Origin of the sequence: Winogradskyella eckloniae (genome assembly GCF_013249045.1) — a bacterium.
GTDB classification, from domain to species: domain Bacteria; phylum Bacteroidota; class Bacteroidia; order Flavobacteriales; family Flavobacteriaceae; genus Winogradskyella; species Winogradskyella eckloniae.
This window is the reverse complement of sequence record NZ_JABRWP010000001.1, coordinates 211401-230336: the sequence shown is the minus strand read 5'-3', so window position 1 is coordinate 230336 and position 18936 is coordinate 211401. Positions and strand designations below refer to the sequence as shown.

16 protein-coding genes are annotated in these 18936 nt (G+C 32.9%); 11 read left to right on the top strand and 5 right to left on the bottom strand.

Annotated elements, in window-relative coordinates; genetic code table 11:
• Positions 1-117 precede the first annotated feature (117 nt).
• The 11 genes from HNV08_RS01100 (at position 118) to HNV08_RS01050 (ending at position 16501) form a co-directional block, all read left to right on the top strand.
• Positions 118-1782, top strand: coding sequence for a DUF6377 domain-containing protein (locus HNV08_RS01100; protein ID WP_173279268.1), 1665 nt, complete (start codon positions 118-120; stop codon positions 1780-1782).
• A gap of 287 nt (positions 1783-2069) precedes the next feature.
• Positions 2070-2651, top strand: a complete 582-nt coding sequence (locus tag HNV08_RS01095; RefSeq protein ID WP_173279267.1) for a hypothetical protein — start codon at positions 2070-2072, stop codon at positions 2649-2651.
• Complete coding sequence (locus HNV08_RS01090; protein ID WP_173279626.1) at positions 2578-2895, top strand: T9SS type A sorting domain-containing protein; 318 nt, start codon at positions 2578-2580, stop codon at positions 2893-2895. The genes HNV08_RS01095 and HNV08_RS01090 overlap by 74 nt, the downstream gene beginning before the upstream one ends.
• A gap of 109 nt (positions 2896-3004) precedes the next feature.
• On the top strand, positions 3005-6118 hold the full coding sequence (locus HNV08_RS01085) for a SusC/RagA family TonB-linked outer membrane protein (protein WP_173279266.1): 3114 nt from the start codon (positions 3005-3007) through the stop codon (positions 6116-6118).
• A 12-nt stretch (positions 6119-6130) separates the two neighbouring features.
• Positions 6131-7645 carry a RagB/SusD family nutrient uptake outer membrane protein gene (locus HNV08_RS01080; protein ID WP_173279265.1) on the top strand — a complete coding sequence of 505 codons (1515 nt, stop codon included), beginning with the start codon at positions 6131-6133 and terminating at the stop codon, positions 7643-7645.
• An 18-nt stretch (positions 7646-7663) separates the two neighbouring features.
• On the top strand, positions 7664-8542 hold the full coding sequence (locus HNV08_RS01075; protein WP_173279264.1) for a PKD domain-containing protein: 879 nt from the start codon (positions 7664-7666) through the stop codon (positions 8540-8542).
• Positions 8543-8712: 170 nt separating this feature from the next.
• Positions 8713-10143, top strand: coding sequence for a glycoside hydrolase family 30 protein (locus tag HNV08_RS01070; protein ID WP_173279263.1), 1431 nt, complete (start codon positions 8713-8715; stop codon positions 10141-10143).
• 18 nt (positions 10144-10161) lie between these two features.
• Positions 10162-11646, top strand: a complete 1485-nt coding sequence (locus HNV08_RS01065) for a glycoside hydrolase family 30 protein (RefSeq protein WP_173279262.1) — start codon at positions 10162-10164, stop codon at positions 11644-11646.
• A 3-nt stretch (positions 11647-11649) separates the two neighbouring features.
• Entirely contained in the window at positions 11650-13953 is a 2304-nt protein-coding gene (gene bglX / locus HNV08_RS01060) for a beta-glucosidase BglX (RefSeq protein ID WP_173279261.1), read from the top strand.
• A 31-nt stretch (positions 13954-13984) separates the two neighbouring features.
• Complete coding sequence (locus tag HNV08_RS01055) at positions 13985-15040, top strand: glycoside hydrolase family 16 protein (protein ID WP_173279260.1); 1056 nt, start codon at positions 13985-13987, stop codon at positions 15038-15040.
• 81 nt (positions 15041-15121) lie between these two features.
• Positions 15122-16501: a sugar porter family MFS transporter gene (locus HNV08_RS01050; RefSeq protein ID WP_173279625.1), complete on the top strand. Its 1380-nt coding sequence runs from the start codon at positions 15122-15124 to the stop codon at positions 16499-16501.
• A 273-nt stretch (positions 16502-16774) separates the two neighbouring features.
• On the opposite strand, the gene HNV08_RS01045 is transcribed toward HNV08_RS01050, so the two are convergent.
• From HNV08_RS01045 to HNV08_RS01025, 5 genes are read right to left on the bottom strand one after another with little or no spacing between them, the layout of a single operon-like run.
• Complete coding sequence (locus HNV08_RS01045; RefSeq protein ID WP_173279259.1) at positions 16775-17182, bottom strand: hypothetical protein; 408 nt, start codon at positions 17180-17182, stop codon at positions 16775-16777.
• Between the two features lie 3 nt (positions 17183-17185).
• Positions 17186-17575 carry a putative periplasmic lipoprotein gene (locus HNV08_RS01040; protein WP_173279258.1) on the bottom strand — a complete coding sequence of 130 codons (390 nt, stop codon included), beginning with the start codon at positions 17573-17575 and terminating at the stop codon, positions 17186-17188.
• A gap of 32 nt (positions 17576-17607) precedes the next feature.
• Entirely contained in the window at positions 17608-17967 is a 360-nt protein-coding gene (locus HNV08_RS01035; RefSeq protein ID WP_173279257.1) for a DUF3127 domain-containing protein, read from the bottom strand.
• Complete coding sequence (locus HNV08_RS01030) at positions 17915-18274, bottom strand: hypothetical protein (protein ID WP_173279256.1); 360 nt, start codon at positions 18272-18274, stop codon at positions 17915-17917. Before HNV08_RS01030 ends, HNV08_RS01035 begins: the two co-directional genes overlap by 53 nt.
• Position 18275: 1 nt before the next feature.
• The gene (locus HNV08_RS01025) at positions 18276-18869 is read right to left on the bottom strand and encodes a hypothetical protein (protein WP_173279255.1); all 594 of its coding nucleotides are present in this window, start codon (positions 18867-18869) and stop codon (positions 18276-18278) included.
• Positions 18870-18936: the final 67 nt, after the last annotated feature.

Genomic DNA, 18936 nt, shown 5'->3' with positions numbered 1-18936 from the left:
TATTGAATAATAAATAAAAAATTAAGACATATTCATTGCTTTTATTTATAAAATTCGATTAATAACTAAAGTTTTTAAGATATTTGTTTAAGTTGTACAGTAAATTATTGTCCTAAAATGACTTCAAATAAAAAAGTATCTATTTATATACTTACCCTCATATTTGGGCTCACACACTTAGTTTCTAATTCTCAAAATATTGATTCGTTGCTTGTGGCCTTAGAAACGACAATGTCTAAAAGAAATGAGTACGACAACTCTAAGGAATTAAGAATTAATAATTTAAAAAAATTACTTCAAGACCCAGAAGCTACCCTAGAAAATCAATACTATTTAATAAATAGATTAATTAGTGAATATGAATATTATAGTTTTGATTCTACTTTAGATTACATTGAAAAGAATCTCAAATTAGCGCAACAATTAGATAATAATTTATTTATCCAAGAATCAACTTTACGATTAGCAAAACTATTAGCTACATCAGGAAGATATGATGAGTCAATAAACTTACTTGAAGAATTAGATACATCAAAATTATCAGTAGATTTAATAACAGACTATTTTATAATATATAAAAGATGTTATTCAGAACTCAGATCAATTTCAAGAGTAAATAGTATACGTGAAAAATACGAACAATTATATTATACGTATAAAGATTCCTTAGATATACAAATATCAAAACTTGGCGAAAACTCAAAACTCTATTTAGAAATTGCCGAACAAAATTACAGAGATTTATCTAATACAAAAAAAGCACTAGAAATTAATGCTAAAAGATTAGCTCTTGTAGAGGTAGGAACGCGCGAGTATGCTATGGTAGCGTTTAATCGGTCTTATATGAGTCATGAAATAGATGGAAATCGCTTAAACCAAAAAAAGTTTTTAATCCTATCAGCACTATCAGATATACAATCTTCCGTAAAAGATAATGCTTCAATGTCTAATTTGGCCGTCATATTTTTTGAAGAAGGTGATGTAGATAGAGCACATAAATTTATTAGTTTTTCTTTTGAAGACGCCAAATTCTACAACTCAAAATTACGATTCTTAGATATCTCCAATGTATTACCAGCCATATCAAAATCTTATGAAATTGAAACGAATAAACAAAACAATACACTTAAAAAACAACTAATGTTCATTAGCTTTCTTTCTGCTATATTATTGGTTGCCTTATTTTTCATAATTAAGCAATACAAAAAAATTAAAATAGGAAGAGAACATTTAAAAACGGCAAATTTACAGCTCAATGAATTAAATGAAAAGTTAAGCTTCACAAACAAGGATCTAAAAAGATTATATGAAGAACTCTCTGCTGTAGACACCATAAAAGAACAATATATAGGCACCTTTTTAAACTTATACTCAGATTATATCGATAAACTCGATGTTTACAGAAAAACCGTTCGAAAATATATTGTTACCAATAAAACAAATGATTTACTTGAACTTATTAAATCAAAAAATATCGTAGATGAAGAATTAAAGCTATTCTACGAAAATTTTGATAAATCCTTTTTACATATCTATCCAAATTTTATTGAAAACTTTAATCTGCTCTTAAAAAAAGGGGAGCAAATTATTGTCAAAGAAGATAATACCTTAACTGTAGAATTACGAATTTTTGCATTAATTAGATTAGGCATATCAAACAGTTCTCAAATTTCAAAAATATTAAGGTATTCAGTAAATACGATATATAATTATCGCGTAAAAATTAGAAATATAGCTATCAATAGAGAGGAATTTGAAGACAAAGTAAAGACTATTACTTAGCCAAAACACGTCATTTTTATGGCCAATTTATATTATATATTAACATTATAGTAGTCTAAATTGATATTTTCATCTACCAATACGTTATAAAAACACTACTTTTTAACATCACTTAAAAAATCATAAAATACTAATTTACTGCTGTTTAATAAAATATTATCAAATAATATTCTACTTAAACACTACTTTCCGTTGTACTTCACTAAGGCCTTCGTTTAATTTGTTAAATAATTCAAAAAATTTAGACTCTCTAAAAAAATTGAAAACAACTAAAATTAAACTAAGACATGAAAAAAATTACTTTATTAATTATTAGTGTATTTGCGACCTCATATGTTTTCGCTCAAAACCTAATCACAAATGGAACCTTTGATGATGCGACTGGTTGGACAGTTGTTAATCATAATGACGCTTCAAATATGTTTGGGTCAGTAACCATAGCAGGAGGTAATGTCACCTTTAGCGAAACGTCAAATGTAGAATGGAAGCATATGGGAATTTACACAACGGTAGACTTAGAAGCCGGCAACATATACCAATTCGATATGGATATGGCATTCACAAATATTAATAATGCTTGGGGTGAAGTTTGGATAGGACAAACCGAACCAATTCAAAACGATGATTATAATGGAGATGATGGCGCTACTACATTAATGAGAGCTTTTCATTTTTGGGATTGTGGCAGTACACTAACATACGATGGTCTCGCTTCTGCCGCAGGATGTGATCCTGGCACGCCACCTAATCAAATTGAAATTACCACTTCTGGTACTTACTATCTAATCTTTAGAACTGGAAGAAACCTATGGCACAACAGACGTTGTTGTAGACAATTTTTCATTAACAAATACAACATTAAGCAATAATGAATTTGAAATTGAAGATTTAGCCATATACCCAAACCCATCCGTAGATTCATGGTTAGTATCAACAAAAACTGATGCTATTCAATCTATAGAAGTGTTTAACCTTCTTGGTACCAAAGTAATGCAGCTAAATCCTGATGCAAGAACGGTAAATATTGATGCTACAAATTTAGTTCCAGGCATGTACATCACTAAAATTTCAACAGCATATGGAACAGTAAGTAGAAAATTAATAAAACGGTAAATATTAGTATTTCTTAAAACACCTTATCCTGTTTTTCAAGATATAAACAAGATAAAGTGCGTCTCTATTGAACAGAAATATGAAAACTAAAAATTAAATATAAACTAATATGAAAAAAAACAATTTGATCTTAAAATCATTCACGATTTTATTTATGATTTCTAGCTGGTTTTCATTTGCCCAAGAAATTACAATAAATGGAGTTGTTAATGACGAAACAGGACTCCCTATTCCTGGTGTAAATATTATTAAAAAAGGAACTAGTTTAGGTACAACAACAGATTTTGATGGTGTTTTTACCATAACAACAGAAGTAGGTTCTATATTATCATTTAGCTATGTTGGTTATGTCACACAAGATATTGTAGTTACAAATAACACTAACTTAACCATACAATTAGTAGAAGACTTAGCAAAACTAGATGAAGTCGTTGTTATTGGTTACGGTACTCAGAAAAAGAGTGTGGTAACAGGTGCAATTTCTGGCGTTAAGCAAAGTGATCTCGAAGATGTACCAATTACGAGAGTAGAACAAACCTTACAAGGAAGAGTGTCTGGTGTAACCATTGCTGCCAATTCAGGACAACCAGGTTCATCATCTACAGTTAGAGTTCGTGGTATTACTACTCTAGGTAATAACGAACCTTTATGGGTTGTTGATGGTGTAGTCGTAGACGCTGGAGGTATTGGATTTTTAAACCAATCAGACATTGCGTCGGTAGAAGTTTTAAAAGATGCCGCATCTCAAGCTATTTATGGTGCGAGATCAGCAGCAGGTGTTATTCTTATAACTACAAAAAAAGGAAAGTCTGGCAAGTTAAGTATTAACTACAACGGATACGCAGGATTTTCTTCTCCTACAAGGAAGTTAGACTTACTAAACGCAACGCAATACGCTACACTATTAAATGAAAAATCCGTGAATGGCGGAGGAAGTATTTTATTTTCTAATCCTGAAGCTCTTGGTGAAGGAACAGATTGGCAATCGGTCATTTTTAATAATAGCGCACAAAGAACTACGCATGAGTTAAGCTTAAGTGGTGGAAATGAAGTGTCAAAATTCTATGCTTCTTTTGGTATTACTGACCAAGAAGGCATTGTACTTAGCGATATTTCTAACTATAATAGAAAAAATATTCGTTTAAACTCTACGCATAAAATAACAGATAAACTTACTTTCGGACAATCCGTTGGGTATTCTAACGAAAAAACTATAGGTATCGGAAATACTAATAGTGAATTTGGTGGCCCTTTATCTTCGGCAATTAATTTAGACCCAATTACACCGCTTGTAGAGACAGATCCTGTACTAACTAATCAATCTCCTTATACAAACAATGGGGTATGGAGAGATGCCAATGGAAATCCTTATGGTATATCTAATCTTGTAGCTCAAGAAATGTCAAATCCATTGGCATATCAACAAACACAATTAGGTAATTTTGGTTGGGCAGACAATTTTGTAGGTAATGCTTATTTACAATTTGAAGCTATAGAAGGTCTTAAATTTAGAAGTACCGTTGGTGGGAAATTAGCATATTGGGGTTATGATAGCTTTACACCAGTATCTTATTTAAATGCAGCCTCTATTGTAACTCAAAACAATGTGTCTAGAGGAACAAATAAAGGATTTGGTTGGAACCTTGAGAACACAGTATCTTATAACAAAACCATTAAAAAACATACTTTTGATATTCTGTTAGGACAAGGTGTCTATGTAGACAATATAAGTTCTGGAGAAACAGTCACTTATTTTGATATTCCAGTAGATAACTATCAAGATGCATCATTTAATTATAGCGTGCCAACAGACCAAATCACGGCTTCTGCATATACGGGTAATGAGCATATCGTTACATCGTTGTTTTCTCGACTAACTTATAATTATGACGAAAAATATTTACTTACAGCTATACTTAGACGTGATGGTTCCTCTCGTTTTGGAGCCAATAACAAATATGGCTATTTTCCGTCGTTCTCGGCTGGTTGGGTGCCATCTAAAGAAGAGTTTTGGAAAGATAACGACGTTATAAGCCAACTAAAAATTCGAGGTGGATATGGTGTCACAGGAAATGATAACATAGGAGATTTTCAATTTTTATCTACAATTGGAGACGGAAGAAATTATACCGTTGGTACATCTGGCTCTGTAACCATTGGTAATAGTCCCAATGCACCTTCTAATCCAGATTTAAAATGGGAAGAAACAAGTCAGCTTAATATTGGTTTTGATGCCAAATTATTTAATAACATTTCAGTGGCTTTTGACTGGTATAAAAAAGAAACAACCGGTATTTTACAAGCCGTTACACTACCTGGTTACGTTGGTGCTATTGGAAGTCCAACAGGAAATGTTGCCGATATGAAAAACACAGGTATCGATTTAGAAATTGGCTATAACAAACAAATTAATGAGGTGAACCTGTCTTTAAATGGTAACATTTCATATTTAGAAAATGAAGTCACATTTTTAGGGAATGGCGTTGATTTTTTATCTGGTGGTGCCACCATACAATCTAGTACGTTTCCAATTACAAGAACGCAAGTTGGGCAACCTGTAAATTCCTTTTATGGATTTAGAACCAATGGTATCTTTCAAAATCAAGCAGAGATTGATAATTATGTGAGTTCTAACGGAACTGTAATTCAACCTAATGCACAACCTGGTGATTTTAAATGGAAGGATTTAGATGATGATGGCGATATTGATTCTGATGACAGAGATTTTCTTGGTAGTTCAATACCAAAATTTACTTTTGGTTTTACCTTAAACTTAGACTATAAAAACTTTGACCTTTTAGTATTTGCTCAAGGAGCAACAGGAAATAAAATTTTTCAAGGCCTAAGACGATTAGATATATCTAACGCCAATTATCAAACATCTGCTTTAGGACGGTGGGTTGGAGAAGGTACGTCTAACGATTATCCGCGTTTAACAACGAATGATAGCAATAATAACTTTTCTAACCCTTCAGATTTTTATCTTGAAGATGGTGATTATTTAAGGTTTAAAACTATTCAAATTGGTTATACACTGCCTTCTGATGTATTAAATAAATACGGAATTGACAGAATAAGAATCTATTTTACTACTGAAAATCTTTTCACATTTACAAAATATAGTGGATACGATCCTGAGATTGGTGGAGGGATATTTGGTATTGATCGTGGCTATTACCCACAAGCCCAAACAAATCAACTTGGAATTAATTTACAATTTTAAAAAAAGTTAAAAATGAAAAAACTAAGAAAAATAATACATATATGGATTGGGTTACCAATATTAATATTTGTGACATCTTGTAGCGAAGAGTATTTAGAAGTTCAGCCATTAGGGACTGCACTAGAAGATAACTATTATAGAAATGAAGCCGAAGCCTATTCTGGATTAATCGCCATTTACGATGTTTTAGGAAAACAATCTAGAGGTTTTGAAAATATGATTGCCTTGTTAAATTCTGGTTCCGATGATCATTTTACAGGAGGCGGAAGTTCTTCAGATGGTACTCAACTGCAAGCATTTTCAAATTACACTATAAGCGAGTCTAACATCGCTACAAGTTATTGGAATGATTTTTATCAAGGTATATTTAGAGCAAACACACTGCTCTTAAAACTTCCCGATGTAGATATGCCAAATGCAACAAAAGCAAGGTTTGAAGCAGAATCAAAAGCGTTACGAGCAATATATTATTTTGAATTGGTACGCCTTTTCAAAAACATTCCACTAATCACGTCTCCATTAGCTACTAGTGAAATATATAATGTTACTCAGGCAGATCCTGTTGATGTGTATACTCAAATAGAAAATGATCTATTAGATGCTATTTCTGATTTACCGGTAACATTAGATATTGAAAATGAAGGTGGACGTCTTACTCAAGGTGCAGCCAAAGCGCTTTTGGGTAAAGTTTATTTATATCAAGGTAAAAATACATTAGCAGCTGCAGAATTAGCAGAAATCAATGGCACACCTGGAACCACTAGTGCTTTTGGATATAGACTTCTCGATAATTTTTCTGAATTATGGGAAATAAGCAACATCTATAACACGGAATCTATCATTGAAATTGCACATACAGATCAAAGTAATGCAGATTGGTGGTTTTGGGGTTCTAGTGCAGATGAAGGCAATAGTTTAGCTCAAATGATAGGGCCAAGAGGTTTTGTTAATTCATCTGGCTCTGCTGCAACAGATTTTGCAGGAGGTTGGGGTTTTAATGTCATTACACAAGGTTTATATGATGTCTTAAATGGTGATCCAAGGTTTGATGAAACTATAATAGACATTCAAGCTCTTGCTGATGCAGGGCAAATAGAATATGAGCCAAGTTTTCAAAATACAGGGTATTTTCTAAAAAAGTTTTTGCCTTTTGCTTCCGATAGATCAACAGGAGGTGGTGTTGTAGAATTAAATTATAAACAACACACCTACATGATGCGTTTAGCAGACACCTATTTATTAGAAGCAGAAGCATTAGGCGGTTCTGGAGCGCGTGCCCAAGCATTACTCGATGCGGTTAGAGCAAGAGTAGGCTTGCCTTCTGTTCCTGTTACTATGGATGCTATCATGCAAGAACGACGCTTAGAACTAGCAGGCGAAGGTCACAGATGGTATGATTTGGTAAGAACAGGTAATGCAGCCACAGCTTTGGCATTTAAAGGATTTACACCTGGTAAAAATGAAATTTTACCAATTCCACTAGCTGAGTTAGAAAATACTTTGTTAGAACAGAATCCTAATTATTAATATTTTAAAAAAATTATTATGAAATTAAATATAAAATTAAAATGGGTTATTAAACTGCTTTCTGTAGTCTTAGTAACGGCCACTTTTTCTTGCCAACCAGATGAGCTAGGAAACGGTAATGGGCTCACAGCAACTGATATGGATGCAGGATTTTCTGTAACCGCAATTTCAGGAGAAAATAACAGGTATGTGTTAGAAGCAAATGAAAGCTACATTTCGTCAAGTTGGGACATCGGTAATGGAGCTGGTTTTTATGCAGGTGGAAATAGTGAAAACGTTTTTTATCCAGATGCTGGGACATACACCATTCAACACAAAGTCACAGGTAAAGGAGGTGCATCTGCTATAGCAACTCAAACATTAACAGTAGAAACATCAGATCCATTATTTGGAAACATTGTAAGAGGAGGAAAATTTGATACAGCAGATGATATCGCAGAGTGGACTGTTCTTAACATCAGTGATTCTGGTACGGAATGGACATTTGCAGATGGAAAGGCAACAGTACAAGGTGGTGGTTGGAACCAAAAAGCCATCTACCAAGCCATTGAAGTTGTAGCAGGCCAAAGTTATAATATTGATATGTTAGCAAGCTCTACTTCGGGAATTGTAAATACATGGTTTGAAGTTTATGCTTCATCTACACCACCTGTTGATGGTAACGATTATTCTGCTGGTGGCATATTAGCAGCAATTAATTACTGGTCTGGTTGTGGAGATTCGCCTTTTAGCGGTTTATTATCTGAAGTTGGTTGTGGAGATACTGTTTACCCAGGCGAGCCTGGAAAATTTATTGCAGAAGCCACAGGAACAATTTATTTAGTAATTAAATGTGGTGGTGAAAATCTCTTAGACGGTATATCTGTAGATAATGTAGAAATGCGAGCATCACTTTAATTACAGTAATTATTTATTGTTAGTTTATTTAATTATAGCCCATGTTCTAATGGATATGGGCTATAATAATCTACAACCGATCATCATCATTTTTTCTTTAACACGCTAATGCGTTAATACTATGTTAGGCTTTAAAACAGTGCGTATTGAATCAAAATAAGCAATTTTATATGTATAAATATTTTTCATTCTTAGTATCTATTACGTTGTTGATAAATTGTTCTTCAAACGGAACGCTCTCTAACGATACTGACCCTAATAATCCAGGATCAAATATTACATTTAGTAATGTTAGTTTATATTTAACTGAAGCAGATAAATCAGCGTTATTCCAATTACAACCAAACCGTGCACCATTGTTTACAGAAAATATAAATTTCTCCATTACGGTTAATCCAGAGGTTATGTATCAAGAAATGGATGGATTTGGATTTTCTTTAACGGGTGGCAGCGCTTTGCATTTAAATAACATGTCTGCTGTAGATAGAACAGCAATATTAGAGGAACTCTTCAACGCAAATAATATTGGCGTTAGTTACCTACGTATAAGCATTGGTGCTTCTGACCTAGATGCAGCACCATTTACCTATAACGATCTGCCAATTGGAGAAACGGACGAGGATTTAGAACAGTTCTCTATTTCTAAAGATCAAGAACATCTCATCCCTATTTTAAGTGAAATTCTTGAAATAAACCCTAATATAAAAATAATGGGTTCACCTTGGTCTGCACCTTCCTGGATGAAAACAAATAACAATTCTATTGGTGGTAGTCTTAAACCAGAATACTTTTCAACCTATGCCAATTATTTTGTAAAGTTCATACAAGCATACGAAGCAGAAGGTATTACAATAGATGCAATTACAATTCAAAACGAACCATATCATGATGGGAATAATCCAAGTATGTATATGGAACCTGCGGATCAAGCATTATTTATTAAAGATTTTTTAGGTCCTGCTTTCGAAACAAATGGCATTACCACTAAAATCATAATATGGGATCATAATGCAGATAATACTTGGTATGCCACCAGTATCTTAGATGATGCCGAAGCCAACCCTTATATTGATGGGTCAGCATTTCATTTATATAATGGCAGCATTAATAATCTAAGTAATTTACACAATTCACATCCAAATAAGAACCTGTATTTTACAGAACAATGGGTCGGTGTTAACAGTAATTTTGATGAAAATTTACTCTGGCACACTAGAGAATTGATTGTTGGTGCGACAAGAAATTGGTGTAAAACAGTTTTAGAATGGAACTTAGCTTCCAACTCAAATTTAGAGCCTCATACTCAAGGAGGATGTACAGAATGTTTAGGTGCATTAACCATAAATGGTAATAACGTACAAAAAAATGTAGCCTTTTATACCATTGCCCACGCTTCAAAATTTGTAAGACCAGGTTCGCATAGAATAGCATCTAATTATTCAACGGACTTGCCAAACGTCGCCTTTAAAACACCTGATGGCGATATCGTAGTCATTGTAGTAAATAACACTCAAATTGATAAATCATTTAATATAAAAACACCAGGCGAATCTATTTCAACTTCGTTAAAAAGTGGTGCAGTAGGAACCTATGTTTGGTAGCATAAAAAATAAATAAAGATGATAAAAAAAACAATATACATTCTGTCCTTGTCGCTTTTATTATGCGCTTGTGAAAATAAAAAAAAGAGCAACGATTTAGCAATTTCAGAATCGGATAAAACTGAAAAAAAGGTGACAATAATCAAACAGGAGGCTCAAGTTTACACAACGGCTCAAAACACTGAAAAAAGGCTATCATTGGATTATAGCAAAACATTCGAAAAAGCCAAACAACCATCAGAAGGCGAAATTTCAATTTTTGTTAATCCAGAAAAACAATTCCAGGCATTTTTAGGAATTGGAGGTGCCATTACGGATGCAGCAGCCGAAGTATTTTCAAAATTAAGCAAAGACAAACAAGACGAATTATTAAATGCCTATTATTCTGAAGAGGGCATTAACTATAATATCATTAGAACCAGTATTCATAGTAGTGATTTTGGGTTAGGAAGTCATACTTACATCGAAGAAGGTGATAAAGCATTAAAAACGTTTTCTATAGAAAAAGATAAGGTAAAACGAATTCCTATGATTAAGCGTGCACAAGCACTAATCAATGAAGATTTAGTCTTTTACGCTAGTCCTTGGAGTCCACCAGCTTTTATGAAAACCAATAACAACATGTTACAAGGCGGTAAATTATTACCAGAATATAACCAAGTATGGGCAGACTACTTCGTAAAATTTATTGAAGCTTATGAAGCTGAAGATATACCTGTTTGGGGTGTAACCATACAAAATGAACCTATGGCTGTTCAACGTTGGGAATCATGTATTTATACAGCCGAAGAAGAACGTAATTTTTTAAAGAATTATTTAGGTCCAACTTTTGAAAACAACGGATTAGGAGATAAAAACATCGTTGTTTGGGATCATAACAGAGATTTAATTTCTCAACGAGCCAATACTATTTTTGAAGATCCTGAAGCCATGAAATATGCTTGGGGAATTGGTTTTCATTGGTATGAAACATGGACAGGAGGCGAACCAAAATATGATAACTTAAAGAATATTAAATCATCATTTCCAGACATCAATTTACTGTTTACAGAGGGTTGCCAAGAGGACTTTGATCCAACACAATACCAACGTTGGTCTAATGCAGAACGATATGGCAATTCTATGATTAACGATTTTAATAGTGGTACTGTTGGTTGGACAGATTGGAATATTTTATTGAATGAAAAGGGCGGACCAAATCATGTTCAAAACTTTTGTTTTGCTCCAATACATGCCGATACAAAAACAAACGAACTCATTTACACACCATCTTATTATTATATTGGTCACTTTTCAAAATTCATAAAAAAAGGTGCTTTAAGAATCAGTACAACTACGAGCAGGAGTACAATAGAAAGTTCATCGTTTCAAAATCCAAATGGTACTATTGTAACTGTAGTTATGAACAAAACTGATGATAAAATTGACTATAATTTAATTGTTGGAGACCGAGAAATAACTTTAAATATTGAACCGCATGCTATGCAAACCTTAATTTACTAAAACATGAAAAAAAACATTTTAATTTGTATCGTTTTTGCATGTTTATCATGTAATGCGCAAAAGAATAGCACTAAGCAAACTTCTAAAAAAGCTGACAACTATTCTCATCAACTTAACGTCGAAAAAAAGGTAGATAGCCTTTTAAGGCTTATGACTTTAGAAGAAAAAGTTGGTCAAATGAATCAATACACTGGGTTTTGGGACGCAACAGGCCCAACACCTAAATCAGGAGATCAAGCAGCTATAAAATATGAGCACTTAAAAAAAGGCTTAGTGGGCTCTATGCTTAATGTAAAAGGTGTAAATCAGGTGAAAGCACTGCAAAAAATTGCTGTGGAAGAAACGAGATTAGGTATACCTTTAATTTTTGGTTTTGACGTTATCCACGGCTATAAAACTATTAGTCCTGTACCATTAGCAGAATCTGCAAGTTGGGATTTAGAAGCCATTAAAAAGTCAGCTCAAAATGCCGCTGAAGAAGCTGCTGCTGCTGGAATAAATTGGACCTTTGCACCAATGGTTGACATCTCAAGAGATGCACGTTGGGGACGCGTAATGGAAGGTGCAGGTGAAGATCCTTACTTAGGTTCTAAAATTGCAATTGCACGAGTAAAAGGGTTTCAAGGCGAAGATTTATCCTCTCCAAAAACTATTGCGGCCTGCGCAAAACACTTTGCTGCATATGGTTTTCCTGAAGCTGGACGCGAATACAATACTGTAGATATAGGCACCTCAACGTTATACAACATTGTATTTCCACCATTTAAAGCGGCTACGGAAGCAGGTGTAAAAACGTTTATGAATGCTTTTAATATACTCAATAACATCCCAGCCACAGGTAGTAAATTTTTACAACGTGATATATTAAAAGAAGAATGGGGTTTTAATGGTTTCATCGTTTCAGATTGGGGATCTATTGGAGAAATGGTTCCTCATGGTTATGCAGAAAATAATAAACATGCTGCGGAATTAGCAGCAAAAGCAGGTTCTGATATGGATATGGAATCTAACGCTTATGTAAAAGAATTAGCCAATCTAGTAAAGGAAGGGAAAGTTGAAGAAAGCCTTGTAGATGATGCTGTAAAACGTATTTTAACAGTGAAATTTGAATTAGGTCTTTTTGAAGATCCATACCGTTATTGCAACGAAAAAAATGAAAAACAAGTTGTTGGAAAACAAGAATTTCAAAACGATGCGCTCGACATTGCTAAAAAATCTATAGTACTTCTTAAAAACGAAAACAACCTATTACCCTTAAAAAAAGAGCATCAAAATATAGCCGTTATTGGTGCTTTAGGAAATGATAAAACAAGTCCGCTTGGTAACTGGGTGTTGGCAGGTGAAAATGGTTCTGCAGTATCAGTTTTGGAAGGATTAAAGGAATATAAAGGCAATTCAATAACTTATGCTGAAGGTGCTAAAGTTGCAATACCAAGTTCAAAACTTCATTTTACTCAAGAACTCGATATTAATGAGACAGACACTTCTGGTTTTGCCGACGCAATAGCCTTAGCAAAACAATCTGATATTGTAGTTATGGTATTAGGAGAACATGGCTTACAAAGTGGCGAAGCGAGAAGTAGAACAAATATAGATTTACCAGGTGTACAACAAGAACTTTTAGAAGAAGTGTATAAAGTAAATAAAAACATAGTGTTGGTACTTACCAATGGAAGACCATTAGCAATTCCATGGGCTTCTGAACATATTCCTGCTATTGTAGAAGCATGGCAATTAGGAACACAAAGTGGTAATGCCATAGCACAAGTCTTGTATGGAGATTATAATCCAAGCGGTAAACTACCTATGACCTTTCCTAGAGGTGTTGGACAAGTACCTATTTTCTATAATAATAAAAACACAGGAAGACCTAATGTAGAAGTTAGAGAAGAAGTCTTTAAATCACGTTATATAGACGAAGTTAATGCGCCATTATATCCGTTTGGTTACGGATTAAGTTACACAACGTTTTCATATAAAAACTTGAAGATAAATAAAATCAATGCTAGAGAAATTAAGGTTTCTGTAGATTTAACGAATACTGGCACCGTAAAAGGTAAGGAAGTAACCCAACTTTATATTCACGATAAATTTGCCTCTGTAGTCCGACCTTTAAAAGAATTAAAAGGATTTGAACTCATAGAATTAGAGCCTAAACAAACCCAAACCATTGCATTTACTTTAACAGAAAAAGAGCTTGGATTTTACACAAATACAGGTGAGTTTATGGTAGAACCAGGCACATTTAATGTGTTTGTTGGCGGAAGCTCAAATACAACGCTGTCAAGTGAATTTATATTAGAATAACTTAAATTAAAAAAACAAAAATATATAATCTATGAAAAACAGAATCTTATTAATACTAGCGGTAGCGGTGTTATCCATAGTGTCTTGTAGTAGCAGTGATAATGACACTAATGAACCAATGGTTCCAACAGACGTATCAATATCTGGTGTAAAAGTTGGTGCCGATGGAAGTAACCCAAATGGAGATGGTAGTGGTGTTGTAAACTTCACAATAACAGCAACAAATGCATCTTACTATAGAGTTTTAATTAATAATGAAACTTTAGAGTTAACGGAAAATACCTTTAGTTATACCTTTACACAAGGAGGTACTAACGACTATTCTATTATAGTTTCAGCATATAATTCTGAAGGTTTCACGAGTGCCACTTATGATATAACGGTATATGTCTTTGCTGAATTACAATTAGTATGGTCTGATGAATTTAATGCAAACGGTGCGCCAAATGCGTCAAATTGGGGCTACGATTTAAGTGATGGTCCTTGGCCAGATAATAACGAATTACAGAGCTATACAAATAATGCAGAGAACGTTATAGTAGAAAATGGAGTTCTTAAAATCACAGCGAAATCTAATGGAACTGGCTATACATCTGCAAGACTAAAATCACATAACCTACAAGCCTTTACTTATGGTAAAATTGAAGTGCGCGCAAAATTACCAGCTTCTCAAGGCACATGGCCAGCCATATGGATGTTGGGTTCAAATTTTTCAAGTGTAGGATGGCCACATTGTGGAGAAATGGATATTATGGAACAAACTGGTTGGGATAAAAATAGTGTTTTAGGTACTTTCCATTGGCAAGACAGTTCTAGCAATTCGTATACGCATTATGGCGATAGTACAACAGCATCTTCATCTACATCAGAATTCCATTTATATACACTAGAATGGACACCTGAGGCTATAAATGTCCTTTATGATGATGAAACCTATGTTACATTGACAAATAACAATAACCTACCATTTAATGCAGATTTCTTTATCATATTAAATGTTGCTATGGGTGGAAATCTTGGAGGAGATGTTGATCCTAATTTCACACAAGATACTATGGAAATTGATTATGTAAGAGTGTATCAATAAATGATACAACATGCTGATTTAATTAACTTGTAATCGACTGATATAAAACAAAAGTCATTGCTTTAAAATTTAAAAATAATGATGAACAAAAAATCATTTTTATTACTAATCACAATTATTTCTGCTTTAGGTGGTCTTTTATTTGGTTATGATACTGGTGTTATTAATGGCGCTCAATTTTACTTTAGTAAATATTTTGAATTAAGTGACGCTCTAAAAGGTTGGGTTGTTGGTAGCGCACTATTAGGCTGTTTTGCGGGTGCAATAATAGCCGGAAAATTAAGTATCAAAATAGGGAGGAAACAATCCTTAATTATTTCTGCTGTTCTTTTTGCTATATCAGCATATGGATCAGGATTACCAAGTATTTTTCCAGAAACCGTTACAACTTTAGTAATATTTAGAATCATTGGTGGTTTAGGTATAGGCATTGCATCCATGAATGCACCTATGTATATTGCAGAGATTGCACCAAGTTCTATAAGAGGAAAAATGGTAACATATTATCAACTTGCGATAGTAATTGGCTTTTTTAGTGTATTCTTAGTAACCTACTTCATTGGCGATAATTTAACGCAAGCCGAAAATATTGAATTTGGTTGGAGGCGAATGTTTTGGTCAGAGCTAATTCCAAGTACATTATTTCTTGTACTCCTATTTTTTGTTCCAAGAAGTCCAAGGTGGTTGTGTCTAAAAGGTAAAAATGAAGAAGCGATACAGGTTTTAAATAAACTTCAAGATGAAAAAAGCGCTCTAGCGGATTACAATGAAATTCAAACGTCTTTAGAGCACGAAAAAGCCCATAACACTGAAGTCAACTACTTTTCAAAATTGATTTTAAGTATTATCATTATTGGCACCACACTTTCTGTACTACAACAATTTACAGGCATTAATGCCGTATTGTATTATGGTGCAGATATTTTTGAAAAAGCCTTAGGTTTTGGCCAAGAAGACGTTTTAGCACAGCAAATTCTTTTAGCCTTTATTAATGTTGTATTCACTTTCGTCGCAATGTTTACTGTAGATAAATTTGGAAGAAAACCATTAATTTATATCGGTAGTTGCGGTATGATTATTGGCTTTTTACTAATAGGTGTATCACTGCAACAACAAAATGTTGGAATCGTATCCTTATTGGGAGTTTTAATTTTTATAGCATCGTTTTCATTATCAATGGGACCTGTGGTTTGGGTGCTATTATCAGAGATGTTTCCTAATAAAATTAGAAGCGTTGCGATGTCTATAGCTGTAGCTGCGCAATGGGCTGCAAATTATGTGGTTTCGCAAGCATTTCCTATGGTAGTTGGTAGTGAAACCAATAATAATTCGTTTTGGAACGGTTCTTTACCTTATTTTATTTTTATTTTCTTCATTATAATTATCATAATTGTAACGTATAAATTGGTTCCGGAAACCAAAGGAAAATCCTTAGAACAACTAGAAGATGCTTGGAAATAGTTTACATAGCACTGTTTTTTTTTATTGCAATAAAAAGACATCTAATTGAAACATTAACCAATAAAAAAAGCCTTACATCTCTGTAAGGCTTAATTTTTAATGTGGTCCCACATGGACTCGAACCATGGACCACCTGATTATGAGTCAGTAACTATTATCTTTCTTTTTCTTGCAATTCTTTGCATTTTATTGATTTATAAAGGTTTAATGGTTTTTATATTTTCACTTAGTTGCAGATGATTGTTCTTTATAACGAAAATGTTTAACCTATGTTTAACCCAGAGATTTAAATATTCTTAAAGTTATATCCTGCTCTATATCTATAGATAAACTAAATTCATAAAAACTGTAAAGCGTAAATGTTTTACCCACAACAAGGCTTTCTGTATTAATCTTTTTAGATAACGGCAGATAATTATTTAATTCCTGCACCAAACTTTCTAAATCTTGTTGTGCCAATTTATAAATTACACCAAACAGTATGTCTGTATTATATTGAAGTATTACATTATAAATTAGCTTTAAACCAAATAAAGCTTCAAAATCTCCTTTTATATATTCGTAATTCTCATATTCTAATCCATTATTAAAAGTTGATTCTATAGTCTTAACATTAAATTCGTTTAACTCGTACTGTTCTCCAATCTTAAAACGTAACTCTTTTAATAAAGAATAGTACATAGCTTAATTAAAAATGTATTGATATTGAAAATTCTGTTGGCTGATAGTTTCTTCATAGACATTAACATTATCTACAGAGCCAAAAAATCGCATTTCAGTTTGAGACGAATCCTCTATATAAAAATCTAACTCAAAGTTTGCTGTATTCTCTGGAATCTCGACACTAACTATACTTTGAGTATAATCGAAATCTGAATTAATTGTAGACTCTGTACCATCTTCTAAAGTTAATGTAGTTGTTAACCCTACAGATACCCAACTTTCAAGAGAACCTGTTGTAAACTCTACTATATGAGATTGACTAATTTGTTGTTCTTCTCCTTGATTGTCATCATCACTTGAACAGGCTGTAAACACAAAAATGGCTATTAATGCTAAAAAAATATTCTTCATAATTTATTATTTATTGGTTAATTGATTTTTTGTTAAAATGGCAAGTCATTATCTGCTTCATCTATAAAGCTTGCTGATTCTTGTTCTTGTAAATTATTGGCAATTGGTTTTTGACCACTTATTAGCTCTATTCTCCAACCTTGAATTGCATTAAAATATTTGGATACTCCTTCTGGATTTACCCATTCTCTACCTCTTAGATTTAGGTCTATTTTTACTTCTTGTCCTACTGCATAATTATTTAGTAAATCACATTTATCTTGAATGAATTCTACTAAAATATGTTGTGGGTACTGTTCTTCTGTAGTAATAACAACTTCTCTTTTTCTGAAGCCATTATTACCTAGGGTTTGAGTCCCATTTAAAATTTTTATCTTTCCTATTAAGTCCATTTGTTGACGTTTTAATTTTCATTATAATATCTTTAAGATATACTTCTTCTTTACTAAATGGTTTTGTGTTTTCAAAACTCTTATTTACATCTTCATATAGCTCTGTGAATAGCAATTCTATTATAAAAGATTTCTGCTCTCTTAGGTTTCTATAAGGAAATTCAGCTTCTAAAGTATCTCTAATTTTACTTAAACCAATGTATCTTTCTTCATGTTTAAGCAACCACCAAGCAACTTTATCCCTACTACAAAAACCTTCAAGATTTAATAGAGCTTCTAGCTCTTCCATTACCTCTTTAAACTTCATACTAACCTATTCTATTTATAGAGTTTTTAAAATTGAGTTTATTATAAAACTCTATAAACAATTGTCTCTCCTTAAAAGAATAACCTTCATATACCATGATTGACTTACATCCTTTACTACTACTTGAAGCACTAAAAAAGATAAAGTCATTTTCAAACTTATCAGAATCAGAACTTTCAACATTAATTGGACTGAACTCTAGTATTCTTTTACCTGCATGATTCAATTCATAAACATTAAGACCTTCAAAAACTAATTTATAAGGCACTTCACTAGATGAAATCATTTTATAGGGGATATAAAAAAGTCCCACAAATGACAGTAGTATCATTAAAATACTATTACTGAACAATGCTAATCCACTTACAACTAAAAGCGCCAATAGAACAACATAAAAATGCTCAAACATCAAATGTTTATGTAACATATTTCTATGGTTTGTATTCACAAAAACCAAACTATTAGCATTGTTTTTAGAGGTTTTCAACTCATAATCAATAAAATTATCTTTATCCTTATAAAGGTCCAAAACAACATTTTCTTTAGATTTCAAAGAGTCCTTATTTACTGTAATTCTTGAAATATTTAGTTTCATACTGTATTAATCTATAATTAACAAACATACTTATTTTATCATTTATGATAACCAAGACACTGCCCTT